Origin of the sequence: Pseudomonas sp. NY15364, assembly GCF_048068235.1 — a bacterium.
Lineage (GTDB): Bacteria > Pseudomonadota > Gammaproteobacteria > Pseudomonadales > Pseudomonadaceae > Aquipseudomonas > Aquipseudomonas mendocina_D.
Genome location: NZ_JBLUPX010000039.1, coordinates 1 through 22,281, shown reverse-complemented (window position 1 = coordinate 22,281; position 22,281 = coordinate 1). Strand labels below are relative to the sequence as shown.

At 62.4% G+C, this 22,281-nt stretch carries 20 protein-coding genes; 13 read left to right on the top strand and 7 right to left on the bottom strand.

The features are described 5' to 3' along the window. The first annotated feature begins 51 nt into the window (after positions 1–51). From lpdA to sucD, 3 genes are all read left to right on the top strand, one after another. Positions 52–1,488 carry a dihydrolipoyl dehydrogenase gene (gene lpdA / locus ACNFCJ_RS21715; protein ID WP_125873747.1) on the top strand — a complete coding sequence of 479 codons (1,437 nt, stop codon included), beginning with the start codon at positions 52–54 and terminating at the stop codon, positions 1,486–1,488. 240 nt (positions 1,489–1,728) lie between these two features. After that, a complete protein-coding gene (sucC, locus tag ACNFCJ_RS21710) occupies positions 1,729–2,895 on the top strand; it encodes an ADP-forming succinate--CoA ligase subunit beta (protein ID WP_125873746.1) in 1,167 nt (388 codons plus the stop codon). After that, entirely contained in the window at positions 2,895–3,782 is an 888-nt protein-coding gene (sucD, locus tag ACNFCJ_RS21705; RefSeq protein WP_416773585.1) for a succinate--CoA ligase subunit alpha, read from the top strand. Before sucC ends, sucD begins: the two co-directional genes overlap by 1 nt. A gap of 117 nt (positions 3,783–3,899) precedes the next feature. On the opposite strand, the gene ACNFCJ_RS21700 is transcribed toward sucD, so the two are convergent. Then, on the bottom strand, positions 3,900–5,999 hold the full coding sequence (locus tag ACNFCJ_RS21700; RefSeq protein ID WP_416773584.1) for a TonB-dependent receptor family protein: 2,100 nt from the start codon (positions 5,997–5,999) through the stop codon (positions 3,900–3,902). Positions 6,000–6,195: 196 nt separating this feature from the next. Here ACNFCJ_RS21700 and ACNFCJ_RS21695 point away from each other — a divergent pair, with 196 nt between their 5' ends. The 4 genes from ACNFCJ_RS21695 (at position 6,196) to ACNFCJ_RS21680 (ending at position 10,914) form a co-directional block, all read left to right on the top strand. After that, the gene (locus tag ACNFCJ_RS21695; RefSeq protein WP_416773582.1) at positions 6,196–7,317 is read left to right on the top strand and encodes a gluconokinase, GntK/IdnK-type; all 1,122 of its coding nucleotides are present in this window, start codon (positions 6,196–6,198) and stop codon (positions 7,315–7,317) included. A gap of 49 nt (positions 7,318–7,366) precedes the next feature. Next, positions 7,367–8,644 carry a TRAP transporter large permease gene (locus ACNFCJ_RS21690; protein WP_099524351.1) on the top strand — a complete coding sequence of 426 codons (1,278 nt, stop codon included), beginning with the start codon at positions 7,367–7,369 and terminating at the stop codon, positions 8,642–8,644. 57 nt (positions 8,645–8,701) lie between these two features. After that, on the top strand, positions 8,702–9,715 hold the full coding sequence (locus ACNFCJ_RS21685) for a TRAP transporter substrate-binding protein (protein ID WP_416773580.1): 1,014 nt from the start codon (positions 8,702–8,704) through the stop codon (positions 9,713–9,715). Between the two features lie 179 nt (positions 9,716–9,894). Then, the gene (locus tag ACNFCJ_RS21680) at positions 9,895–10,914 is read left to right on the top strand and encodes a LacI family DNA-binding transcriptional regulator (protein ID WP_106732387.1); all 1,020 of its coding nucleotides are present in this window, start codon (positions 9,895–9,897) and stop codon (positions 10,912–10,914) included. Positions 10,915–10,916: 2 nt separating this feature from the next. Here ACNFCJ_RS21680 and ACNFCJ_RS21675 read toward each other — a convergent pair whose 3' ends face one another. Together ACNFCJ_RS21675 and ACNFCJ_RS21670 are read right to left on the bottom strand one after the other, a co-directional pair. Continuing rightward, entirely contained in the window at positions 10,917–11,948 is a 1,032-nt protein-coding gene (locus ACNFCJ_RS21675) for a lipase secretion chaperone (protein WP_416773579.1), read from the bottom strand. An 84-nt stretch (positions 11,949–12,032) separates the two neighbouring features. Next, complete coding sequence (locus tag ACNFCJ_RS21670; protein WP_416773577.1) at positions 12,033–12,986, bottom strand: triacylglycerol lipase; 954 nt, start codon at positions 12,984–12,986, stop codon at positions 12,033–12,035. Between the two features lie 509 nt (positions 12,987–13,495). Between ACNFCJ_RS21670 and ACNFCJ_RS21665 the strand changes: the two genes are divergently transcribed. Beyond that, entirely contained in the window at positions 13,496–13,804 is a 309-nt protein-coding gene (locus ACNFCJ_RS21665; RefSeq protein ID WP_416773575.1) for a class I SAM-dependent methyltransferase, read from the top strand. A gap of 78 nt (positions 13,805–13,882) precedes the next feature. Here ACNFCJ_RS21665 and greB read toward each other — a convergent pair whose 3' ends face one another. The 3 genes from greB to ACNFCJ_RS21650 are packed head-to-tail and all read right to left on the bottom strand — an operon-like array spanning position 13,883 to position 17,622. Further along, a complete protein-coding gene (gene greB, locus ACNFCJ_RS21660; RefSeq protein WP_416773573.1) occupies positions 13,883–14,380 on the bottom strand; it encodes a transcription elongation factor GreB in 498 nt (165 codons plus the stop codon). A 54-nt stretch (positions 14,381–14,434) separates the two neighbouring features. Next, complete coding sequence (locus tag ACNFCJ_RS21655; RefSeq protein WP_416773571.1) at positions 14,435–16,939, bottom strand: ABC transporter permease; 2,505 nt, start codon at positions 16,937–16,939, stop codon at positions 14,435–14,437. After that, complete coding sequence (locus ACNFCJ_RS21650; protein ID WP_416773569.1) at positions 16,939–17,622, bottom strand: ABC transporter ATP-binding protein; 684 nt, start codon at positions 17,620–17,622, stop codon at positions 16,939–16,941. Before ACNFCJ_RS21650 ends, ACNFCJ_RS21655 begins: the two co-directional genes overlap by 1 nt. Positions 17,623–17,633: 11 nt before the next feature. On the opposite strand from ACNFCJ_RS21650, the gene ACNFCJ_RS21645 reads away from it, so the two are divergent. From ACNFCJ_RS21645 to ACNFCJ_RS21635, 3 genes are all read left to right on the top strand, one after another. Beyond that, positions 17,634–18,239, top strand: a complete 606-nt coding sequence (locus ACNFCJ_RS21645) for an arylesterase (RefSeq protein ID WP_416773567.1) — start codon at positions 17,634–17,636, stop codon at positions 18,237–18,239. 90 nt (positions 18,240–18,329) lie between these two features. Next, entirely contained in the window at positions 18,330–18,611 is a 282-nt protein-coding gene (locus ACNFCJ_RS21640; protein WP_061237999.1) for a hypothetical protein, read from the top strand. A 71-nt stretch (positions 18,612–18,682) separates the two neighbouring features. Then, positions 18,683–19,639, top strand: coding sequence for a L,D-transpeptidase family protein (locus ACNFCJ_RS21635; RefSeq protein WP_416773565.1), 957 nt, complete (start codon positions 18,683–18,685; stop codon positions 19,637–19,639). Between the two features lie 150 nt (positions 19,640–19,789). Here the strand turns inward: ACNFCJ_RS21635 and oprI are convergent, their stop codons facing one another. After that, positions 19,790–20,041, bottom strand: a complete 252-nt coding sequence (gene oprI / locus ACNFCJ_RS21630; protein ID WP_003239826.1) for an outer membrane lipoprotei OprI — start codon at positions 20,039–20,041, stop codon at positions 19,790–19,792. 270 nt (positions 20,042–20,311) lie between these two features. Here oprI and ACNFCJ_RS21625 point away from each other — a divergent pair, with 270 nt between their 5' ends. Then, positions 20,312–21,685, top strand: coding sequence for a GntP family permease (locus ACNFCJ_RS21625; protein WP_416773563.1), 1,374 nt, complete (start codon positions 20,312–20,314; stop codon positions 21,683–21,685). Positions 21,686–21,831: 146 nt separating this feature from the next. Then, entirely contained in the window at positions 21,832–22,104 is a 273-nt protein-coding gene (locus ACNFCJ_RS21620; RefSeq protein WP_099524325.1) for a GNAT family N-acetyltransferase, read from the top strand. Positions 22,105–22,281: the final 177 nt, after the last annotated feature.

The following is a 22,281-nucleotide window of genomic DNA, read 5'->3' as shown; positions in this document are numbered from 1 at the left end:
ACGGCGGCCCTGTTCTCAGGGCCGTCCGGTTTATTCGAGAAGGAATACGTTATGACCCAGAAATTCGACGTGGTAGTCATCGGTGCCGGCCCTGGTGGCTATGTAGCCGCCATCAAAGCAGCGCAACTCGGTCTGAAGACCGCCTGCATCGAGAAGTACCAGGGCCAGGACGGCAAAGTCGCTCTCGGCGGCACTTGCCTGAACGTCGGTTGCATTCCGTCTAAGGCGCTGCTGGACAGCTCCTGGAAGTACCACGAAGCGAAAGACGGCTTCGCCGTGCATGGTATTGAAGCCAAGGGCGTGACCATCGATGTCCCGGCCATGGTGGCGCGCAAGAACACCATCATCAAGAACCTCACCGGCGGTGTTGCCGGCCTGTTCAAGGCTAATGGCGTGACCCTGCTCGAAGGCCACGGCAAGCTGCTGGCTGGCAAGCAAGTCGAAGTGACCGGCACCGACGGCAAAAGCCAGGTGGTTGAAGCTGCTCACGTGATCATTGCCTCCGGCTCCAAGCCGGTCGAGATCCCGCCGGCTCCGGTCGATCAGGACGTGATCGTCGACTCCACTGGCGCCCTGGAATTCCAGAGCGTACCGAAGAAGCTGGGCGTCATCGGCGCTGGCGTGATCGGTCTGGAGCTGGGCTCGGTATGGGCTCGCCTGGGTGCGGAAGTGACCGTTCTGGAAGCCATGGACAAGTTCCTCGCGGCCGCCGATGAGCAGATCGCCAAGGAAGCCCAGAAGACCCTGACCAAGCAGGGCCTGGACATCCGTCTGGGTGCTCGCGTTACCGGTACCGAGGTCAAGAAGAAGCAGGTTACCGTCACCTTCACTGACGCCAATGGCGAGCAGAAGATTGTGTTCGACAAGCTGATTGTGGCCGTGGGCCGTCGCCCGGTGACCACCGATCTGCTGGCTGCCGACAGCGGCGTGACCCTGGACGAGCGCGGCTACATCTTCGTCAACGACCAGTGCGAAACCAGCGTTCCGGGCGTATACGCCATCGGTGACGTCGTGCGTGGTGCCATGCTCGCGCACAAGGCCTCGGAAGAGGGCGTGATGGTTGCCGAGCGCATCGCTGGCCACAAGGCGCAGATGAACTACGACCTGATTCCGTCCGTGATTTACACCCACCCGGAAATCGCATGGGTCGGCAAGACCGAGCAGCAACTGAAGGCCGAAGGCGTTGCAGTCAACGTCGGTACCTTCCCGTTCGCTGCCAGTGGTCGCGCCATGGCTGCCAACGACACTGGCGGTTTCGTCAAGGTCATCGCTGACGCCAACACCGACCGCGTGTTGGGTGTTCACGTGATCGGCCCAAGCGCTGCCGAGCTGGTACAGCAAGGCGCGATCGGCATGGAATTCGGCACCAGCGCCGAAGACCTGGGCATGATGGTCTTCTCCCACCCGACCCTGTCCGAAGCGCTGCATGAAGCGGCCCTGGCAGTGAACGGCGGCGCGATTCACATCGCCAATCGCAAGAAACGCTAAGCGTTAGTGGCCGACTCGTTCGGCCACTCGAGTTGTTGTAAGCCGCCGTGGTAGGCGGGGCGTCGTGTAATCGCCCCATCGCTACGGCGGTGTTTGCAAGCAGAACCACGTCGCGTGGCCCGCGTCGAGTCCAACTCGCAGCGCAAGCCCCCCGACGGACTGCTTCGGCAGTCACAGGTGGCGCGGTATCACAAGTACAGCGCCGAATGCGCAATACCTAAACGAAGACGGTAGACAAGCATGAATCTTCACGAGTATCAGGGTAAGCAGCTGTTCGCTGAATACGGCCTGCCCGTATCCAAGGGTTTCGCGGTAGACACCCCGGAAGAAGCCGCAGAAGCCTGCGAAAAAATCGGCGGCAGCGAGTGGGTCGTCAAAGCTCAGGTCCACGCTGGTGGCCGCGGTAAAGCCGGTGGCGTAAAGCTGGTCAAGAGCAAAGAGGACGCCAAGGCCTTCGCCGCCAACTGGCTGGGCAAGCGTCTGGTGACCTACCAGACTGACGCCAACGGTCAGCCGGTCAGCAAAATCCTGGTCGAATCCTGCACCGACATCGCCAAGGAACTGTACCTGGGCGCTGTAGTGGACCGCTCCAGCCGTCGCATCGTGTTCATGGCTTCCACCGAAGGTGGCGTGGACATCGAGAAAGTGGCCCACGAAACTCCTGAGAAGATCCTCAAGGCCACCGTTGATCCGCTGGTTGGCGCGCAGCCGTTCCAGGGCCGCGAGCTGGCTTTTCAGCTGGGCCTGGAAGGCAAGCAAGTCGCTCAGTTCGCCAAGATCTTCGTAGGTCTGGCCAAACTGTTCAAAGATCACGATCTGGCTCTGCTGGAAGTCAACCCGCTGGTGATCAAGGCCGACGGCGACCTGCACTGCCTGGACGCGAAGATCAACATCGACGCTAACGCCATGTACCGTCAGCCGAAGCTGAAGACCTTCCACGATCCGTCGCAAGACGATCCTCGTGAGGCCCACGCTGCCAGCTTCGAGCTGAACTACGTGGCCCTGGAAGGCAACATCGGCTGCATGGTCAACGGTGCCGGTCTGGCCATGGGTACCATGGACATCGTCAACCTGCACGGCGGCAAGCCAGCCAACTTCCTCGACGTAGGTGGCGGCGCAACCAAAGAGCGCGTGACCGAAGCCTTCAAGATCATCCTGTCCGACAGCAACGTTGCTGCCGTTCTGGTGAACATCTTCGGCGGTATCGTTCGTTGCGACATGATTGCCGAAGGCATCATCGGCGCAGTGAAAGAAGTCGGCGTGAAAATCCCGGTGGTCGTCCGCCTGGAAGGTAACAACGCTGAGCTGGGCGCCAAGGTCCTGGCTGAAAGCGGCCTGAACATCATCGCGGCAACCAGCCTGACCGACGCTGCTCAGCAAGTCGTCAAAGCTGCGGAGGGCAAGTAATGAGCGTCCTGATCAATAAAGACACCAAAGTCATCTGCCAGGGTTTCACCGGCTCGCAGGGTACTTTCCACTCCGAACAAGCCATCGCCTACGGCACCAAGATGGTTGGCGGCGTGACTCCGGGCAAGGGCGGCACCACTCACCTGGGCCTGCCGGTGTTCAACACCGTGAAAGAAGCCGTTGCAGCCACTGGCGCTGACGCTTCGGTCATCTACGTTCCGGCTCCGTTCTGCAAAGACTCGATCCTGGAAGCTGCATTCGGCGGCATCAAGCTGATCGTCTGCATCACCGAAGGCATTCCTACCCTGGACATGCTGGATGCCAAAGTCATCTGCGACGAGCTGGGCATTACCCTGATCGGCCCGAACTGCCCGGGCGTGATCACTCCCGGCGAGTGCAAGATCGGCATCATGCCGGGTCACATCCACCTGCCAGGCAAAGTCGGCATCGTGTCCCGTTCGGGCACCCTGACCTATGAAGCCGTGAAGCAGACCACCGACGCCGGTTTCGGCCAGTCCACCTGCGTGGGCATCGGCGGTGACCCCATCCCGGGCTCCAACTTCATCGACATCCTGAAGCTGTTCCAGGAAGACCCGAAGACCGAAGCGATCGTCATGATCGGTGAGATCGGCGGTTCGGCTGAAGAAGAAGCGGCTGCCTACATCAAGGCCAACGTCACCAAGCCTGTAGTTTCCTACATCGCTGGTGTGACTGCTCCTCCCGGCAAGCGCATGGGCCACGCTGGCGCCATCATCTCCGGCGGCAAGGGCACTGCAGACGAGAAATTCGCTGCACTGCAGGACGCTGGCGTGAAAACCGTGCGTTCCCTGGCTGACATCGGCAAGGCCCTGGCCGAGCTGACCGGTTGGGAAGTCAAGAAGGCCTGAGCCTTCGCTGACTGCACGCAAAAGGCCACCTTCGGGTGGCCTTTTCTGTTTTTGAGCTGTATTTGCTGGCGTCCTATCCCGCAAGAGGGGTGGAGACGCGAGTTTCAGTTGCCAGCCTCATTCGAACTGGTACTGCATGCCAGCGCCGACATACCAGGCGCGCTCCGGGCCGGGTTCGTAGTAGCGGCCGTTGCTGTCGCCGACGATCACCGAGCCGATGTACTCGCGATCCAGCAGATTGTCGATGCGCAGCACCTGGTTGAAGGTCATTGCACCGACCTGCTGCTCGAAGCGAGCCTGCCAGTTGAACAGCGCGTAGCTGGGCGCGGTCTTGGCTGTGTTGCTGTCTTCGACATACAGCTGGCTGCGGTACAGGCCTTCGATGCCGGTGCTGAACCAGTCCAGCGGTTGCCAGGCCAGCTCGCCAAACAGCGTGCGCGCGGGAATGCCTGGTAGGCGATTGCCCGACTCGATCAATCGGCCGTTGCTGGTGAAATTCTTGCTGTAGGTGGCGTCGATCTGCGTATAGGCGAGGTTGGCGCGCAAGGTGTCGCCCAGGCGGCTTTCCAGGGCCAGTTCGACGCCGCGTCGGCGAGTCTGGGCGGCGTTCTGGAAGCGTGATCGGCCGCCGCTGGCTGATTCGACCACCAACTCGTCGTCGGTATCGATCTGAAACAGCGCCACTTGCAGGCTGGTGGCCTCGGCCAGGCGTGCTTTGAGGCCGACTTCTACCTGTTCGCTGGTGGCCGGTTGCAGGTCGAAGCCGAAGCTGTTGTTGGGGCCTGAGTAGGACAACTCGTTCAGCGTCGGCGTCTCCACGCCCTTGCCCCAGCTGGCGTAGACATTCAGTCTTGGCAACAGGGCGTAACTGGCGCCCAGGGTCGGCGTCAGTTCGCGGTAGGTCACTGAGCCACTATCGTCGCCATTGCTCAGGAAACGGTCGTCCACGTCAAATTCCACCTGGCTGTGACGCAGGCCGGCCTGCAGCTCTAGCTTGCCCAGTTGCCAGGCGGCCTGGACGTAGGGCGATAAGCTGGTGACCTCGTTGCGCTCGTCGCGGTGCAGGTTGCCTTTTACGCCCAGGGTGCCGCCGACGAAGTTTTCAAAGCCCTGGCGGTCGTCACGCGAATAGTCGTAATCCAGGCCGGTGGTGACGGTCAGCAGGCTGCTGCCCAGGTCGAACGACTGAATCCAACGGTTGCCAATGCCGTGAAAGCGGCGCTCGAAATTGATAACACCGCCCGAGTGCTTTTGGTCAGGATCTCTTGGTGGCAGTTGGGCGAGTCTTGGAATCGACTGGTACTGAGTCACCCGTCGCGTACCGCTGTACAGCGTGCTTTGCCAGATGCCGACGGCAAAGCTGCGCTCGTAGTTGAGCGCGAACTGACGATGATCGACGGTCTTGCGTGTATCGAACTCCAGTGCGCTGGGCGCGGCGCTGCGGCGGTCGCTCTGCACCTGAGTCCAGGTCAGACCTTGCGGGTCTTGCGTGTCGTTCTGATCCAGCTCGCTGAAGCTCAAACTGAGCTTGCTGACATCGTCCGGATACAGGGTGAGCTTGGCGAAGGTCTTGTCGAGGATGGCGCCGCTGTGGTCACGGTAGCCGTCGGTTTCGAAGTGCGAGCGGTTGATGATGAAGCCAGCCTTGTCGTTGCCGCCTTCGGCTGCGACGCGGGTGCGACTGGTGCCGTAGGCGGCTTGCGAGGTGTCGAGCGACAGCTTGGGTGGACCTTCGCCATCGCGCGAGAATAGCTGGATGACCCCGCCAGAATTGCTGCCGTAAACGCTGGCGAAGGGGCCGCGCAGCACCTCGATACGTTCCAGGGTGTCTAGGTCGAAGGTCGCGGCCTGGCCTTGGCCATCGGGGTTGGACAGCGGCACACCGTCAGCCAGCAGCTTGATACCGCGAATGCCGAAGGCCGAACGGGCGCCGAAGCCGCGCGAGGATATCTGCAGGTCTTGCGCATAGTTTTGCCGGTTCTGCACCACGAGCCCTGGCACGCTGCCGAGCGCCTCGGACAGGTTGACGCCTGGTTTGCCGAGGGTGGCCTGTTCGGCATCAATGCGGTTGACGGAGAAGGGCAGTTGCCAGCCGCTGGCCTGATAACGGCTGCCGGTGACCACCAGTGGGTCGGCCTGGTAGGTGGCGTTTTCGGCCTGTGCGGCCAGTGGCAGGAGCAATGTGGGCAGCCAGAAGCGGGGGCTCAGCCGGTACATAAGCGAAATTTCTCCCTTGGGGCAGGTAGGTGATATTGAATGTGTCAGCCAGTAGCGGACCAGAGCTGGGTGATAGCCATTAGCGGAAATGCTCTACGAAATGTTGCCGAAAGAGGCTTGTCGGATGATTTGGATAGCGCTAACATTGGGCTCAAACAATGAGCGGTACCACCTTGATGGTGCCCATGGAGTTCCCATGCAACAGCAGCCTCCCGCACTGCCTGCCCGTACTACCCTGGTGGTCATGGGTGTCAGTGGCTCCGGCAAGAGCGAGATCAGCCAGGCAGTCGCCACTGCCCTCGGTTGGCGTCATATCGAAGCCGATCATTTCCACCCCCCTGAGAACGTAGAGCGGATGCGCGCGGGCACCCCGCTGAGCGACGAAGACCGTCGCCACTGGCTGGATGCCCTGTGCGAGCAGATGCTGGCCGCGCAGACCGCCGGTGAGTGCTTCGTGCTGGCCTGCTCGGCGCTCAAGCGCGCTTACCGCGAGCGCTTGCGTCGGGCGATTCCGGGATTGCAGTTCGTGCACCTGGATATCGATCACGCGACCGCTGTGCAGCGCGTGGGTGCTCGGCCTGGACATTTCATGCCGACTTCGCTGGTTGACAGCCAGTTCGCCACTCTCGAAAGCCCGGCAGGTGAACCATACGTACGTGTCGTCGATGCGCAGCAGTCGCGGCAAGCGTTGGTGGCCGAGATCCAGACCTGGGTACGTCGCGAAGCGACGGAGGCCGTGTCGAGCCAGGCTCAGGATATGCTCGACAGCGAAATTGATAGCGCTAACCAGGCGGCTCAGCTAGGTGCCGAACCGATCTATGAAGGTCGCGTCGCGCGCCTGTTCGATCGCCTGACAGATGGAATGATGGCGGTGCTGATGGCCTTCATGGTGGTGGCGGTGTTCACCAACGTGGTGCTGCGCTACGCATTCGGCACGGGTTGGCCTGGCGCAGAAGAGTTGTCGCGGCTGGCCTTCGTCTGGCTGGTATTCGTCGGCGTGGCCTCTGGGATGCGGCGGGGTGAGCTGATGACATTCCGCATGGTTCGCGACCGCTTCCCGTTATTGGCGCAGCGGCTGGTGGATTCACTGAGCTGGATTCTCGTGGCAGGAGCGAGCCTGCTCTCGGCCTTGGGCGCCTGGAATCAGGTGCAGTTCGGTTGGGGCAACGTCAGTACGGTGGTTGGTTACCCAGTGGTGCTGGCGATGCTGCCGGTGCTGGCGAGCATGCTGGTGCTGGCGATTCTCGCCGTGGTGCAGTTGATCAACCTCTGGCGGCGCACGCCGCAGCCGGCCCTGAGCCAGGCGCACGTCGAATGATGCTGGCTCCATTCCAACAAGACGGGCACTGCCCACCGAGGACCTGCCGATGACTGTCGCGGTATTTCTTTCTTCCCTGCTGGGGTTCATGGCATTCGGCATGCCCATCGCCTTTGCCCTGATCCTTACCGCGGCCGTACTGATGTGGTACCTGGATTTCTGGGACGTGCAGCTGCTGGCGCAGAACCTGCTGGCCGGTGCTGACAGCTTCCCGCTGCTGGCGGTACCTTTCTTCATTCTGGCCGGCGAGCTGATGAACGCCGGCGGCATTTCCCGGCGCATCATCGCCATGGCCCAGGCTTACTTTGGCCACCTGCGCGGAGGCCTCGGTTACGTTGCCATCGCCGCTGCCGTGCTGCTGGCCAGTATGTCCGGTTCGGCATTGGCCGATACTGCGGCGCTGGCCACCTTGCTGTTGCCGATGATGCGCCAGCGCGGTTATCCCGTGCATTCCTCGGCTGGCCTGGTAGCCGCTGGCGGCATCATCGCGCCGATCATTCCGCCGTCGATGCCGTTCGTGATTTACGGTGTGGTCACCAATACCTCCATCAGCCAGCTGTTCATGGCGGGGCTGGTGCCGGGGCTGATCATGGGCGCAGGCCTGATCGTCGCCTGGACGCTGATCGCCCGCGGTTTCACCGAGCCCACGCCGCCCAAGGCCACCGCTGCCGAGCGTCGCCGTGTGCTGATCGATGGCGCTGCTGCCTTGATGTTGCCGGTGATCATCGTTGGCGGTCTGCGCTTCGGCATCTTCACGCCCACCGAAGCGGCGGTTGTCGCTGCGGTGTATGCCTTGGCCGTTTCCACCTTGCTCTACCGTGAGCTGAGCTGGAACGATCTGATGGAGACCCTGACCCGTGCCAGCCGCACCACGGCGTCGGTGATGTTCCTTTGCGCCGCGGCCACTGTATCGGCCTACATGATCACCTTGGCCCAGCTGCCGGACGAGATCGGCGCCATGCTCGGGCCACTAGCTGATCATCCAAGACTGCTGGTACTGGCGATCATGTTGCTGATGATCGCGGTAGGCATGGTGCTCGACCTGACGCCGACCATCCTGATTCTGGCACCGGTGCTGGCGCCTATCGCGATCAAGGCTGGCGTCGATCCGGTGTACTTCGGTGTGATGTTCGTACTGATCGGCTCCATCGGCCTGATCACCCCGCCAGTTGGCACGGTACTCAACGTCGTCGGCGGTATCGGCAAGTTGCGCATGGAAGTGCTGGTACGCGGCGTCATGCCGTTCTTCCTGATCTATCTGATCATCGTCGCGGTGCTGGTGGCATTCCCGTCCATCGTTACCGTGCCGTTGGCCTGGTTGCGCTGAGTTGACCCAGCGGCGCTGGCGCGCCGTCATCATTCACAACAATAAGAGGTAGTCCCGATGAAACGTCCACTGCTCGCCATCCTCACTGCTGCCATGCTATGCAGCCCGCTCGCCAGTTTCACCGCCCATGCCGATGACGTGCGTTCGCGCATGATCCGCTTCGGTTATGGTCTCAACGAGAACAGCAACCAGGGTCGTGCGGCCAAGCTGTTCGCCGAAGAGGTGGCCAAGGCTTCCGACGGCAAACTCAAGGTGCGCACTTTCGGCGCCGCCAGCCTGGGTTCCGACGATCAGATGCAGAGCGCACTGATCGGTGGCGCGCAGGAAATGATGGTCGGTTCGACCGCAACTCTGGTGGGTATCACCAAGGAAATGGCCGTGTGGGACACGCCGTTCCTGTTCAGCAGCGCCGAGCAGGCCGATGCCGTGCTCGACGGCCCGGTGGGCCGCCAGGTCATGGACAAGCTGGAAGAGAAAGGCCTGGTCGGCTTGGTGTACTGGGAAAACGGCTTCCGTAACCTGACCAACAACAGTCGCCCGATCAGCAAGCTGGAGGACTTCTCAGGGGTCAAGTTGCGCGTGATGCCCAACCCGGTGTTTCTCGAGACCTTCAGGCTGATGGGCGCCAACGCGGTGCCACTGCCGTTCTCCGAGCTGTTCACCGCGCTGGAGACCAAGGCCGTCGACGGCCAGGAAAACCCGTTCAACACCATCCTCTCCTCGAAGTTCTACGAGGTGCAGAAGTACCTGGCCGTGACCAATCACGTGTACAGCCCGTGGATCGTCACCGTGTCCAAGCGCTGGTGGGACGGCCTGTCGCAGACCGAGCAGAACATCCTGCTGGAGGCGGCCAAGAAGGCGCGTGACTTCGAGCGCAAGGATACCCGCGAGGAGGCAGCCCGCGCCCTGGCCGAGCTGAAGGAGAAGGGCATGCAGATCAACGAAGTCGAGCCCGCCGAAGTGCAGCGCATGCGTGAAAAGGCCGCGCCGGCAATCCAGAAGGTCGTCGATACAGTCGGCCAGCAACTGTTCGATCAGGTCCAGGCCGAAGCCGAGAAGTCCTCTCTATAAGGACTTGCCCACGTTCAGGTGCGACTGACGCGCAGCCGATCGTGGGCAGGTTTGCAGTTTAGCGGGGCACGCAGGTGGTAACGCTCCTTGCATGGTGACGTTACCCCGGGCGGCGTGTCCCGCGCTTTATTCACCGGCGGGGCTGGTAGAATCGCCCACTGGTAAACAATGGAGGCGCTATGACTCAACGCCGTCGCCGGTCCGCCGAACGCGTCACCCTGTCCGATGTGGCCAAGGCAGCAGGCTGTTCGCTGATGTCTGCCTCGCGCGCTCTGTCGCAGCCGGGGCGGGTCTCCGATGCGCTGCGCGAGCAGGTGATGCGCGCGGCTCAGTCGCTGGGCTACGTACCCAATCCTGCCGCACGGGCGCTGGCCAGTTCGCGCTCGAACCTGGTGGCGGTGGTGATTCCGTCGTTGTCCAACTCGGTGTTCGTCGATACCGTCGAGGCCATCCAGCGTGTGCTGATGCCGGCCGGCTTCGAGATGATGATTGGCGTCAGCCACTATCGGGTGGAGGAGGACGAGCGCCTGCTGCGCTCCTACCTGGCGCACCAGCCAGCTGGCCTCTTGCTTACGGGGTTCGAGCGCAGCGACGCGGCGCGGGAAATCCTCGGCGCCAGCAGTTGCCCGTTGGTAACGCTGATGGAGCTAAGCGAGGAGCCGGAGGACTACTGCGTCGGTTTCTCTCAGGTAGACGCTGGCGCGGCCATGACCCGTGCTCTGGTGCAGCGTGGTTACCGTCATATCGCCTTCGCCGCGGCGCAGCTCGACCCGCGTACCTTGCAGCGTGCCGAGGGCTATCGCCAGGTGATGCAATACCTCAATCGCCACGACCCGGCACTGGAGTTGCTGACACCGCAGTTGTCATCCATCGGCCTGGGCGCCGAACTACTCGACCGCCTGCTGGCGCAGCAGCCTCAGATCGATGCGGTGTTCTTCAACAACGACGACTTGGCCATGGGTGCGCTGTTCCGCGCTCGGCAACTGGGGTTGGATGTGCCAGGGCGTCTGGCTATCGCCGGCTTCAACGACCTGCCTGCGGCGGCCTGGATGCATCCGGCCTTGAGCACGGTGCGTACCACGCGTGGGCGTATCGGCGAGCTGGCGGCGAACATGCTGCTGGCGCTGATGCGTGGCGAAATGCCGGAACAGCACTGCATTGACGTCGGTTTCGAACTGGTGATGCGCGACAGCGCCTGAGGCTACTGTTTCTTGCTGGATGCTGCCAATTGCTCGGCGGCGTCCAGGCGCAGGCGTTCTCTCTCATCGAAACGTTCGGCGGCCAGGGCCTCGATTGCCGTACGTTTGTCACCCGCGCTGAGGCCTTCGCTGGCATCGATTCGCGCTTTCTCTGCGAGATAACCATCCAGGCGTTTCTGCCAGTTCTGCCGCTGGCTATCCAGCGCCTCCAGGCGCGTGGTGGCTTCGGCGCCTACCAGTTGCTGACGCATCTGGCGGATCTGCGCGGCGCTGGCGCCCTCGGCCTGCAGTCGGGCCGTGTTCTGCCGCAGTTCCTGTTGCAGTTGTGGCAATACGGCGTCCTGCAGCTCTTCCGGCAGGGAGGCGCGCAGGCGGTCGACGGCAACACCTTTTTCCTCTGCGCTCATTTTGCCGTCGTGCTGGATAGCCAGGCGTTCCAGGGTGAAGCGGTTGTAGCCTTCCTCACGGACGAAGAAGGCCAGGTGTGTCTCGTTGTCGAACAGGCGCGCACGCAGCGCTTGTACGGCAGTTTCGCGCTGGCGCATGGCATCCAGGTTGGCCATTTGCGGTAGGTCGCGCTCCAGCATCACCAGCTCGCGCTTGTAGCTCAGGTATTGCTCCAGCAGCGTCTGTGCGCGGGTTCGCGCCGGTTCCTGCAATTGGCTGTCGATGTAGCTGCGCAGGCGTGAAACGCTGGCATCCAGGCTTTCTTCGCCGATGCTGGCAAGGAAGTAATCGAAGATCCGCCGGATATCTTCGCTGATGATCAGGTTGCCGGCGGCATCCACGCGAAAGCGGCCGTCGACTTCAGTGCCTACGAAGGAGCTGGGCAGGGCCAGCTTGCTGATCTTCTTCTGCTTCTGCGCGTCCTCGACGCTCGGGGCCATTGCCTGGGCAGCCGGCTGCGGCGCGGGCGGCGTAGCCCTGGCGGCGGGAGGGGTGAGGTGGGTGGTTTGGTGTCCGGGTTGCAGGTAGAGCATCAACGCCAGGCTGGCGGCGATCAGTAGAGGTAGGATGAATAAGGCTTTCTTCACGGCAGCTTCCAGTAAGGCGTCGGACCGGGATTAGAGCTGATGCCTCGTAGGGTGCGACGTACACACCCTACGAGGCTTGGCTGTTTAGAGCCCGGCGTTCTTCAGGCGGTTGGCGTGCTGGCGGTAGACCGTCACCGGGTCGGTCTCGAACAGGCTGGTCAGGCCCAGGGTCTGGTTGACCTCGTCGAGGTGGTTCATCCGGTAGTTGTCACGAATCACCTGGCCCATGCGCGAGCTGCAGCGGCCGACCAGGCCGTCGTTGGCTTCGTTGCCGAAGGTCAGCGAGGACGCGCCCATCAGCAGGTCGCTTGGGTCGAGCAGGTTGGTCAGCGGGCTGGTGCCGCTCCAGGAGTAGTAACGCACGCCATTGACGCTATAGGCGCCTTCGCCGCAGGCGCTGGTGGGAATGCCTTGCGGAAACTTGGCATTGAAGTGCGCGGCGCCCTGGCTGTTGAGCGATTCCAGTGAGCCCAGTGCATTCTGTGGCGTGGTGCTGGAGCTGCCGGAAAGGAAGTTGATCAGCGTCCCCAGGCCGTTGACGATGCCCACCAGCAGCGGCGTCGCGACCGGGCCGGCCGGGCCGTCGCTTATCCCCTTGAGGAAGTCGGCGGTGGCCGAACCCTTGTGCGGCGCGCCGACGCTGGTAACCGATGCGACCAGATCCGGGCGCACGGCGGCGACGTAGCGGGTGGTCGGGCCACCGTGGCTGTGGCCAATCAGGTTGACCTTGTCCTTGCCGCTGATGGCGACGATATCCTCGACCTGCTGCAGTAATTGCTCGCCGCGTGCTTCGGAGGTGTCCAGCTGGCTGACTTCGGTGACATAGACGCTGGCGCCATCGCGGCGCAGAGCGGCCGGGATAGCGTACCAGTAGTCGACGCCGAGGATGCTGTCGAAACCGAGCATGCCGTGCCCGAGGACGATGGGGTATTTGGTCTGGGTATAGCCGGATGAACCGAACCAGAAAGCCTGGGTCTGGCCGCTGGCGAGCAGGCCGGTACCGAGACAGAGGGCGAGCAGGGTTTTATTGTTTTTCATGGGCGCTCTCGATGGATTTTGTTGAGGCGGTCAGCTGCTTCCAGCAACACAGATCACGCCCATCCCGTGGCGCGTACGGCGCAAGAACGACAGCAGGAAGCATGCCAGCGTCGCTGAATCACAAGCGAGGCCTCTAACCCGGGACTTTTGTTGATATTGGTGCGAACTGGCGGCGATATCGCTGGCTAAGTTCTGTTACGTGTCGACACGCAAGATCATGCGAAAGGCCGCTACTCATCTGTTCATCGTGTGATTTTTGAGGCGGTGGCGGGGGGGGAGAAGGGGGAAGTGGGCCGATTAGCCGCCGCCCAATCGAAGGTTGGGGTAACGCTGGGTGCGCCTTGACAGTTTGCCGTGGGCTTCTCTAGGATGCGCGCTGCGCCGATTTAAACAGCTACTTGCGGGGCGCCACAGGGTGTTGTCATCAGCGCCTGAAATTCCGCTAAAGCGCTGGTTCGGTGTCGCCTCTCACCGCTGCCCAGCGGGATCCTCGAGGCGGAGACGCGACCATGATCTGTCCCCAACCCCTTATTCGCCTGGCGCCCATTACCTCGGGCCTGCTGCTGCGCAATCCGCGCGTGCTGCTGGGCGGCAGTCATCAACCTACCTTGCTTCGCTACCTCGAGGGCTGGCCCAAGCGCTGGGGCGGGTCACGCGCCTTTCGCATTCAGTTCGTGCAGAACGGCGAGTCGCTGAGTCGCTTCGCGCGGGACAGTTTCGACCTGGCGGTGATCCAGGCGCCCAGCGCCGATGACCTGGCGCAAACCGCCGGTGAGCTGGTGCGTGTGGCGCGCCAGGGGCTGATCACCCGGCGGTAGTCGGGCTGTGAAGCCGGCCATCTACGTAGGAGCGAGCTCTGCTCGCGAAGCTCTTCAAGCACCAGTGTTCGCGAGCACTTAGGGGTATTCGATCTCGACGATGTAGCAGGTCTTCTCGCCACTGGGGCTGTGCACGCGAACCTCGGCATCCAGCTCCTTGCCGACCAGGGCGCGGGCCAGTGGCGAGTCAATGCTGATCAGGCCCAGCTTCAGGTCCAGCTCGTCGGGGCCAACGATACGGTAGCGCGACTGTTCGCCTTCTTCGTCTTCGATGGTGACCCAGGCACCGAAGTACACCTTGTTCGGATCGGACGGCTTCTCGCTGACGACCTTGAGCTTCTCCAGGCGCTTGGTGAGAAAGCGCACGCGGCTGTCGATCTCGCGCAGCATCTTCTTGCCGTAGGTGTATTCGGCGTTCTCCGAGCGATCACCTTGGGCCGCGGCCTCGCTGACTGACTGCGTCACCTGTGGCCTGCGCACATGCCACAACTCATGAAGTTCGGCGCGCAGACGCGCTTCGCCTTCGGGCGTGATCAGTGGTGTACCGGCAGGGCGAGGGGGGCGATAGCGGCTCATGGTGTTCAGGATCTGAAGAGGGGCGCCAAGTCTAGCAAACCCCTCTCAGGGTTCTCAGCCTTCACGTAGCACGCTCAGCGGGCTGGCATTGAGTGCGCGTCGGGTGCCGAGAACACCGGCCAGACCGATCAGCAAGGCACCAATCAGCGGCAGCAGAAGCAGCCAGGGGTGCGGTTGCCAGCTCATATCGAAGGCGTAGCGGTAGAGCAGGAAACTCACCAGCTCACAGCCCAGCGCGGCGAGCAGGCCGGCGGCTGCGCCGAGCAGGCCGAACTCGGCACGTCGGGCGCTGATCAGCAACTTTCGCTCGGCGCCCAGAGCGCGCAGCAGTGCACCCTGACGAATACGTTCATCCAGGGTCGCCTGCAGTCCTGCGAGCAGAACGGTGATGCCAGCCGCGAGCACGAACAGCAGCACGTATTCGATGGCCAGGGTGACCTGGGCGAGGATGCTGCGCAGCTGTGCAAGAAGGGCATCGACCTGCAGCAAGGTGACGCTGGGGAAGGCGCGACTGAGCTTGATCAGCTCTGCATCCTGGCCAGGCGGCAGGTAGAAGCTGGTCAGGTAGGTGGCAGGTAGATCCTGCAGGGTCTGCGGCTCGAAGATCATGTAGAAGTTGGGCTGGAAGCTGTCCCAATCCACTTGGCGCAGGCTGGTGACCTGCGCCTCGCGCTCGATGCCGCCGACGTTGAAGCGCAAGCGGTCGCCGAGCTTCAGCTGCAGACTTTCGGCCAACTCGGCCTCGACGGAAACGCCAGGCAGATCGCTGGCGTGCTCGGCCTCCCACCAACTGCCGACGGTGATCTGGTTGTCAGGCGGCAGCTGCTCGGCCCAGGTCAGGCTCAGATCGCGTTGGATGGCGCGTTCGCCGCGACTTTCCTTGGTCACCAGCTGGCGTACTGGTTCGTCGTTGATCATGATCAGGCGACCCGGTACCACCGGATACAGCGGCGCCGGGTGTGGCGACAGTTCGGCCAGGCGCGTGGCGAAGGCATCGCGTTCGGCCGGCAGCACGTTGAGCGCGAAGTGGTTGGGGGCATCTTCCGGCAACTGGTCCTGCCAGGTATCGAGTAGCTCGCCACGCAGCAGGGCGATCAGTGCCATGGCCAGCAGGATCAGGCCGAAGGCCAGCGATTGTCCGGCTGCCGCCAGCGGATGGCGCAGCAGTTGGCCGAGGCCCAGGCGCCAGGGCAGGGAGGCACGCTGCAACAGGCGGCGCAGGCTTTGCAGACCGAGCAGCAGCAGACCGCCGAGCAGCAATGCGGCGAGTAGACCGCCACCCAGCAGTGCCAGCGTCAGTTTCAGATCCAGGCTCAGGCGCCACATGATCAGGCCCAGCGCAACCAGCGCCGCGCCATAGACCAGCCAGGAACTGGCCGGTACCGGCAGCATGTCGCGGCGCAGAACGCGTAGCGGCGGCACGCGGCCGAGCGCAGCCAGCGGCGGCAGGGCGAAACCGGCCAGCGCTACCAGGCCGGTGGCCATCCCGGCCAATGCAGGCCACAGATTGGCAGGTGGCAGGTCATCGGGGATCAGGCCACGCAGCAGATAGAACAGCACGTGCTGACCAGCCCAGCCCAGTAGCGCGCCGACCACGCAGGCAACCAGCCCGAGCAACGCCAGTTGCAGGCCGAACAGGGCCAGCGCTTCGCGTCGCGACAGCCCGAGGCAGCGCAGCAGGGCGCTGGCGTCGAAGCGCCTTGCGGCGAAGCGTGCCGCCGACAGTGCCACTGCTACGCCGGCGAGCAGCACCGCCGCGAGGCTGGCCAGGTTCAGATAGCGTTCGGCACGGCCGAGGGCGCCACCTACCTGGCGATTACCGTCGCGGGCGTCGTCCAGGCGCTGATTGGGTTCCAGACCGGCTTCGACGGCCTGGCGGTAGGCGGCCAGGGCGTCGGCATCGCCGCGCCAGAGTTCGCGAAAGCGCACGCGACTGCCAGGCTGCACCACCTCGGTGGCGGCAAGGTCGTCCAGGTGCATCAGCACGCGCGGCGTCAGGCTGTAGAAATCGCCAGCGGTGTCCGGGTCATAGGTCAGCACGCGGCTCAAGCGCAGGGTCTTGGACCCTATTTCCAGTTCATCGCCAATCTTCAGGTTCAGCGCGACCATCAGGCGTGCTTCGGCCCAGACTTCACCGGGACGCGGGCTGGAACCCGCTTCCTCTGGTGCGTAGGGTTCGGCAGCGCTCCTCAGTTCGCCGCGCAGCGGATAACGGCTGTTGGCTGCCTTTACGCTGGCCAGCTGAATGCCATCCGTAGCGGCAACCACACTGGAGAACTCCACCGCTTGGGCGTGATCAAGGCCCAGCTTGAACCCTGCGTCTATCTGTTCCTGGCTGGCGGGTGAGCTACCGCTCAGGCGGAGATCTGCGGCGAGAAACTCACTGGCGCGCAGCAGCATGGCGTCATTCAGGCGTGCGCTGAAATAGCCAATGGCGCTGCTCGCTGCCACTGCGACCAGCAAGGCGAAGAACAGCACCCGCAACTCGCCAGCGCGGGCATCGCGCAGCAGTTGGCGGGCAGCGAGCGAAAACAGGCGAGTGAAGGGCACGCGTTTCATCAGGGCTCCACGCGGTCGATCAGGTGTCCGGCTTCAAGGCGGATCAGGCGCTGGCAGCGGTGTGCCAGGCGCTCGTCATGGGTGACCAGCACCAAGGTGGTGCCGCGTTCCTGGTTGAGCTGAAAGAGCAGGTCGCTGATACGTTCGCCGGTGTGGCTGTCGAGGTTACCGGTGGGTTCGTCGGCGAACAGCACGTCGGGCTCGGCGGCGAAGGCCCGCGCGATGGCCACGCGCTGTTGTTCGCCACCAGAAAGCTGGCGCGGGTAGTGGGTCAGGCGTTGGCCCAGGCCGACGCGCTCGAGTAGGGCGCGGGCGCGCTGGCGGGCATCGGCGTGACCTTCCAGCTCCAGCGGTAGCATCACGTTTTCCAGCGCGTTGAGGCTGTCGAGCAACTGGAACGATTGGAAGACGAAACCCACATGCTCGGCGCGCAGGCGCGCACGCTGGTCCTCGTCGAGCTCGCTGAGGTTGTTGCCGGCCAGCAATACGGCGCCGCCGCTGGGCAGGTCGAGGCCAGCCAGCAGGCCGAGCAGGGTGGATTTTCCGGAGCCAGAGCTGCCGACGATGGCCAGGCTATCGCCTTTGTTCAGGCCGAGGTCGAGGTCATGAAGGATTGTCAGCTCGCCTTCCGTGCTGCTGACCACTTTGCTAAGGTTCCGCGCAGCGAGAATGCTCGAAGTCATGGAGATTCCAAATGCGTGCATGGTGGCTGAGTGGTGCCTTGGCCCTGATGTTCTGGGCTCAGGGAGCGGTTGCAGGCACCCTACTTGTGGTCGGCGATAGTATCAGCGCCGCTTTTGGCCTGGATAGCCGCGTGGGGTGGGTTGCTTTGCTGGAAAAACGCCTTCAGCAGGAGGGTTTCGAGCACGCCGTGGTCAACGCGTCGATCAGCGGCGATACCAGCGCAGGCGGCGCGGCGCGGCTCTCTGCGCTGATCGCGGAGCATAAGCCGGAACTGGTCATCATCGAGTTGGGTGGCAACGATGGCCTGCGCGGGCAGCCTCCTGCGCAATTGCAACAGAATCTTGCGTCGATGGTCGAGAAATCACAGCAGGCAGGGGCCAAGGTGCTCATTTTGGGGATGCGTCTGCCGCCAAACTACGGGGCGCGCTACACCACGGCTTTCGCCCAGGTGTTTGCTGATTTGGCGGAGCAGAACAACGTGCCGCTGGTACCGTTTTTCCTCGAGGGCGTTGGTGGTGTGCCGGGAATGATGCAGGCCGACGGCATTCACCCGACCGAGTCTGCGCAGGCGGTGTTGCTGGACAACGTCTGGCCGACGTTGAAACCCATGCTTTGAGCGCCTGTGGATGGCGGAAAACTGAGTAGGCAGAGGCTTTTCCGCCTCAGGCCTTTCGGCTAATGTGGCCGACCTGTCACGGAGCCCCAGATGCCGCGTCCTGCCTGGTCCCTTTATGCCTACCAACTGATCGAGCCGGATGAGCAGCTGGATCTGTTCGCCTGTCGTGAGGTGCGTGTGCACCTGGTGGCTCGTCAGTTGCGCCTGGGTGGGCATGCTGATCGCACATTGTGTGGCGGTTTGTTACCGGCGCAGCCGCGTTGGCGGGCGCTGGAAAAGGTCTGGCTGCGCGACCGCCGGCTCTGCCCTGCGTGCCTGGCTACCTTCGAGGCCCAGCGTCAGGGACTGTGCTCGAATTGGGCAGATGGCTGACGCCTGCCTGCCTTGCAAATCGCGGTGTACAATCGCCGTAATATCATTCAACTCTTCAAGGGACATCCCGGATGTTGTCGCGCTTTTCTGCGGTCAACCGCTGCCTGACTCTGGTCGCACTGTGCTCCAGTGCCGCAGTGCAGGCTCTCGAACTTCCACTGCCGCCGCCAGGCGAGGATGTGGTGGGCCAGGTACAGGTGATCAAGGCCAAGTACGAGGACACCTTTGCCGATCTGGGAACGGCAAACGACCTCGGCTATCTGGAAATGGTCGCCGCCAACCCGGGCGTCGACCCCTGGCTGCCGGGCGAGGGCACCGAAGTCATCCTGCCGACACGGTACGTGCTGCCACCCGGTCCGCGCGAAGGCATCGTGATCAACCTGGCCGAATATCGTCTGTATTACTTCCCGAAAGGCCAGAACGTGGTGCACACCTTCCCGCTGGGCATTGGCCGTGAGGGCTGGGGTTCGCCGCTGGGCACAGGCCGCGTGACCGTGAAAACGCCGAACCCGGCCTGGTATCCGCCGAAGTCGATTCGCGAAGAGCATGCGGCCGAGGGCGACATTCTGCCCACCGTGGTGCCGCCTGGTCCGGACAATCCGCTGGGCCCCTACAAGATGACGCTGTCGTTTCCTGGCTACCTGATCCATGGTTCGAACAAGAAGTTCGGTATCGGCATGCGCGTCAGCCATGGCTGCTTCCGCATGCTCAATCACAACGTGCTGGAGTTGGCGGGCATGGTGCCTGTCGGCACTCCCGTGCGCATTCTGAACGAGCCGTACAAGTTCGGCGTCAGCGGTGGCAAGGTCTATCTGGAAGCGCATGCGCCGCTGGATGATGAGGGTGATCCATCCGTCGTCGACAAGCACACGGCGGTGATCAACGCACTGCTCAAGCGTGACGAACTCAGCGGCCTGCGTCTTGACTGGGAGATGGTTCGTGAAGTGGTTGCTGCCGAGGACGGCATGCCGGTGCCCATCGCGGCGCAGACCGAGAGCGTGGTGGCGAGCAGCGACAACCCGTTCTGATCTCTCCAGTTGCAAAAGCCCGCCTGCATGCGTGTACGCGGGTTTTTTATTGCCTGCTAATCGAGCTGTTCTGAGGGTGGCAGGTCATTAGCGGGTAATAAAAAAGCCGCACCAGTTGCCTGGGGCGGCTTTCGAAAAAACGAGTCGCAATTACTTGCGGCTGGCTTTTTCCAGCATGCGCAGAGCGCGCTCGTTGGCTTCGTCAGCAGTTTGCTGAGCTTTCTGAGCGGCGGCCAGAGCTTCATCAGCCTTGCGGTAGGCTTCGTCAGCACGGGCTTGAGCGCGAGCTGCTGCGTCTTCGGTAGCAGTCAGGCGAGCTTCGGTTTCTTTGGACATGCTGCTGCAACCGGTAGCCAGAACTGCGGCCAGAGCCAGAGCAGAGAATTTCAGAACGTTGTTCATCGTGTTCCCCTTGAGGTGGAGTTTTCCATAAAGAGCAATTCCCCAACTGCGGGAAATTAGCCGGCGTACATACTACCTATTACTTTTAGTAAGTAAACGGAGCCAGGGCAAGAGTTGCAGGTTTTTTTTCTTCGAGCAGGGCGCTGAAGGGTAGGGCCTACGCGGGCTGGCTAAAAAACAGCCAGTTACGTAATCCATACAGTGTAGCGATTGTACGAGCTGTTATAACTGTCCCGACGTTGAAACTAAAACAATAAAGAGGGGATGCAGATGCTTGGGAATTTGGGGCTCTTGCTGGGCTTGGCGCTACTTATCTTTATGGCGTTGCGCGGGGTGAACATATTCATCGCCGCATTGCTCTGTTCGATTTTGGTGGCACTGAGCAATGGCGTCGCCGTACCAGGTGCGCTCCTCGAGCACTTTCCATTCGGCCCCCTGGGTGCATTTACCTTTGCCGGCAAGTTCTTCGTGCTGTTTCTCTGCGGGGCGATCTTCGGCAAGGTCATGGCTGCCAGTCAGGCGGCCAGCAGTATTGCTCAGGCCATCACTCGCGGCCTGGGTACGCAGCGCACGCTCTGGGTGGCGATGCTGGTGTGTGCGGTTCTCACCTATGGCGGGGTGGTGGTGTTCGTGGTGATCTTCACCATGTATCCGCTGGGTATTACCTTGATGCGCGAGGCCAATCTGCCCAAGCGATTGTTCTGCGCAGCCACGGCGCTGGGTGCGGGAACCTTCACCATGACGGCCTTGCCTGGCTCACCGTCGATTCACAACGTGATCGCTGCCAGTGCGCTGGGTACCGATCTGTTCGCAGGTGCCTGGATTGGTCTGCTCGCCTCGCTGGTAATGATCGTATTGGGTATGGCCTATCTGCAGCGCGAATGGCGCCTGGCGCGCGAGCGCGGCGAAGGGTTCGAGCCTAACGCGCAGGACGAGCGTATGCAGCAGTTGGCCGGTGCGCCGGGTAGCGGGCCGCATTGGGGGATGGCGCTGGTGCCGATCATCGTGGTGCTGGGAATCATCCTGCTGCCGCGCCTGCTCGCTCTGTCTGGCGCGGTTGTATCGGGTGAGGGGGCTCTAGGTGGATTGTTGGCCTTCAGTCAGTCGCAGCCGATTCTCTGGCCCAGTCTGGCCTTGGTGATCGCTACCGGTGTAGCGGTGCTGATGTTTTCGGCGTTGCGTCGTAATACCCTCGGCCTGCTGGGGCAGGGGGCGGATGATGCGATCATGCCGCTGCTCAATACTGCTGCGGTGATCGGCTTTGGCGGTGTGGTTACCCAGACCGCAGGTTTCGCTCAGTTCGCCCAGTGGATACTGGGGGTGGACCTGCCGCCGCTGTTGTCGGTGTTCGCCTCGGTCAGCGTGGTGTCGGGGATCGTCGGTTCTTCGTCTGGTGGCCTGCAGATCTTCATGCAGACCCTGGCGCCGCGTTACCTGGAGATGGGGGTAGAGCCCGAGGTGTTGCACCGGATCGCCAATATCACCGCTGGTGGTCTCGATTCGCTACCACATTGTGGTGCAGTGATTGCGATGCTGATGATCATGGGGCTGACTCACAAGCAGGCGTACAAGGACATCTTCGTCATCACGGTACTGATCCCGGTGATTGCGGCTTTGCTCTGTATCGCAGTGTTGAGCTTCTGATTGCTCGTGGCTGGGCGCTTCGCCGACTGATAAGCTTGGCCAATTGCATAGGTCGGCAGTGGCATCAGAATTTGCGCTTTTGCCGCAGCACCGGTATGAAGTAAAAATAGATGCGCCGCTAATGGTTGGCGGCTAGAGGAGTGAAGATGAGCGAGGGTTTGTCCATCCACCATGACCAGACGAGTCACCAGTTCGTGACGACCGTCGATGGTGATCGTGCCTATCTGGCCTATATGGATCTGGGCAAGCAGACGCTGGACATCTATCGCACCTTCGTGCCCAACGGTCTGCGTGGCCGTGGCATCGCCGCCGCGTTGACCGAGCATGCCCTGCAGTACGCCGAAGGCAAGGGTTACACGGTGATTCCGTCGTGCTCGTATGTCGAACGCTACATGGAGCGACGTGCGCGTCACCAGTAGGAGTCGGTTCGCGCTGGGCTGAACCCACCTTACCTGTTGAGCACAGATACGAAAACGCCGGGCATTGCAGACTGTGTGAAAACGTTCTGAACTGAACCGGTTCAATACAAACGCCTCGATTGATTCGGGGCGTTTGTGTTTTTACTGGTGCAATGATGCAAAGTGCAGCGCTCAGGT

What these genes read in the sequence shown, in the direction of transcription:
- lpdA (WP_125873747.1), top strand. Translation starts at nt 52, where the DNA reads ATGACCCAGAAATTCGACGTGGTAGTCATCGGTGCCGGCCCTGGTGGC.
- sucC (WP_125873746.1), top strand. Translation starts at nt 1,729, where the DNA reads ATGAATCTTCACGAGTATCAGGGTAAGCAGCTGTTCGCTGAATACGGC.
- ACNFCJ_RS21620 (WP_099524325.1), top strand. Translation starts at nt 21,832, where the DNA reads ATGAGCGAGGGTTTGTCCATCCACCATGACCAGACGAGTCACCAGTTC.
- greB (WP_416773573.1), bottom strand. Translation starts at nt 14,380, where the DNA reads ATGAGCCGCTATCGCCCCCCTCGCCCTGCCGGTACACCACTGATCACG.
- ACNFCJ_RS21650 (WP_416773569.1), bottom strand. Translation starts at nt 17,622, where the DNA reads ATGACTTCGAGCATTCTCGCTGCGCGGAACCTTAGCAAAGTGGTCAGC.
- ACNFCJ_RS21685 (WP_416773580.1), top strand. Translation starts at nt 8,702, where the DNA reads ATGAAACGTCCACTGCTCGCCATCCTCACTGCTGCCATGCTATGCAGC.
- ACNFCJ_RS21635 (WP_416773565.1), top strand. Translation starts at nt 18,683, where the DNA reads ATGTTGTCGCGCTTTTCTGCGGTCAACCGCTGCCTGACTCTGGTCGCA.
- ACNFCJ_RS21655 (WP_416773571.1), bottom strand. Translation starts at nt 16,939, where the DNA reads ATGAAACGCGTGCCCTTCACTCGCCTGTTTTCGCTCGCTGCCCGCCAA.
- ACNFCJ_RS21700 (WP_416773584.1), bottom strand. Translation starts at nt 5,999, where the DNA reads ATGTACCGGCTGAGCCCCCGCTTCTGGCTGCCCACATTGCTCCTGCCA.
- ACNFCJ_RS21695 (WP_416773582.1), top strand. Translation starts at nt 6,196, where the DNA reads ATGCAACAGCAGCCTCCCGCACTGCCTGCCCGTACTACCCTGGTGGTC.
- sucD (WP_416773585.1), top strand. Translation starts at nt 2,895, where the DNA reads ATGAGCGTCCTGATCAATAAAGACACCAAAGTCATCTGCCAGGGTTTC.
- ACNFCJ_RS21625 (WP_416773563.1), top strand. Translation starts at nt 20,312, where the DNA reads ATGCTTGGGAATTTGGGGCTCTTGCTGGGCTTGGCGCTACTTATCTTT.
- oprI (WP_003239826.1), bottom strand. Translation starts at nt 20,041, where the DNA reads ATGAACAACGTTCTGAAATTCTCTGCTCTGGCTCTGGCCGCAGTTCTG.
- ACNFCJ_RS21680 (WP_106732387.1), top strand. Translation starts at nt 9,895, where the DNA reads ATGACTCAACGCCGTCGCCGGTCCGCCGAACGCGTCACCCTGTCCGAT.
- ACNFCJ_RS21665 (WP_416773575.1), top strand. Translation starts at nt 13,496, where the DNA reads ATGATCTGTCCCCAACCCCTTATTCGCCTGGCGCCCATTACCTCGGGC.
- ACNFCJ_RS21690 (WP_099524351.1), top strand. Translation starts at nt 7,367, where the DNA reads ATGACTGTCGCGGTATTTCTTTCTTCCCTGCTGGGGTTCATGGCATTC.
- ACNFCJ_RS21645 (WP_416773567.1), top strand. Translation starts at nt 17,634, where the DNA reads ATGCGTGCATGGTGGCTGAGTGGTGCCTTGGCCCTGATGTTCTGGGCT.
- ACNFCJ_RS21670 (WP_416773577.1), bottom strand. Translation starts at nt 12,986, where the DNA reads ATGAAAAACAATAAAACCCTGCTCGCCCTCTGTCTCGGTACCGGCCTG.
- ACNFCJ_RS21640 (WP_061237999.1), top strand. Translation starts at nt 18,330, where the DNA reads ATGCCGCGTCCTGCCTGGTCCCTTTATGCCTACCAACTGATCGAGCCG.